This is a genomic window from Spirilliplanes yamanashiensis, assembly GCF_016863475.1.
Lineage (GTDB): Bacteria > Actinomycetota > Actinomycetes > Mycobacteriales > Micromonosporaceae > Spirilliplanes > Spirilliplanes yamanashiensis.
Genome location: NZ_BOOY01000054.1, coordinates 1 through 1,026 on the forward strand (window position 1 = coordinate 1; position 1,026 = coordinate 1,026).

The following is a 1,026-nucleotide window of genomic DNA, read 5'->3' on the forward strand; positions in this document are numbered from 1 at the left end:
TCAGGTCGGCGAGGCGGTTGAGGTAGCCCCACTCGTTGTCGTACCAGCCGAACACCTTCACGAACGTGCCCGTGGCCTGCGTCAGCCCCGCGTCGAACACACACGACGACGGGTCACCCACGATGTCACGCGACACGATCGGCGCCTCGGTGTAGCGCAGGATCCCGGCCAGCGCACCGGCGGCGGCCTCCGCCATCGCGGCGTTGATCTCACCCCGCGTTGCCGGCCGGGTCAGCTCACACGTCAGATCACTGATCGAGCCGTCCTCCACCGGCACCCGCAACGCCACACCGTCGAGCCGGCCGGCCAACTCCGGCAGCACCAGCCCGACCGCCTTCGCCGCACCCGTACTCGTCGGAATGATGTTCACCGCCGCCGCGCGGGCCCGACGCGGATCCTTGTGCGGGGCATCCAGCACCAACTGGTCATTGGTGTAGGCATGCACCGTGGTCAGATAACCACGCTCCAGCCCGAACGCCTCGTGCAACACCTTCACCATCGGCGCCACACAGTTCGTCGTGCACGACGCCGCGGACACGATCTGATGCGCCACCGGATCGAAAAGGTGCGCGTTGACACCCGGCACCAGCGTCGCGTCGGCGCCCTTGCCCGGCGCCGAGATCAGCACCCGCTTCGCGCCCGCCTTCAGATGCAGCGCCGCGTCGTCACGCGACCGCAACTTACCCGTCGACTCGATCACCAGATCCACATCCAGATCGGCCCACGGCAGATTCTCCGGGCTACGCTGCCGGAACGTCGCAATGGTGTGCCCGGCCACCGTCAACGCGCCGTCGCCCACGACCACGTCATGGCCCAGCCGGCCGAACGTCGAGTCGTGCGCGAGCAGGTGCGCCAGCATCCCGGTGTCCCACAGGTCGTTCACGGCGACCACGTCGTACCCGGCACCCAGCAACCCCTTGCCCAGCAGGCAACGCAGGTAGTTACGACCGATCCGGCCGAAACCGTTGATCGCGATCCGATACGTCATGGTCGTCCTCCGCTCGTGATGAGGGGGTCCGCCGCCGG

1 protein-coding gene is annotated in these 1,026 nt (G+C 68.0%); it reads right to left on the reverse strand.

The window, feature by feature from the left end; all coding sequences use genetic code 11:
• Positions 1-988: type I glyceraldehyde-3-phosphate dehydrogenase (gap, locus tag Sya03_RS30655; protein WP_203941949.1), on the reverse strand; the 988-nt coding region annotated here is incomplete at its 3' end.
• Positions 989-1,026 lie beyond the last annotated feature (38 nt).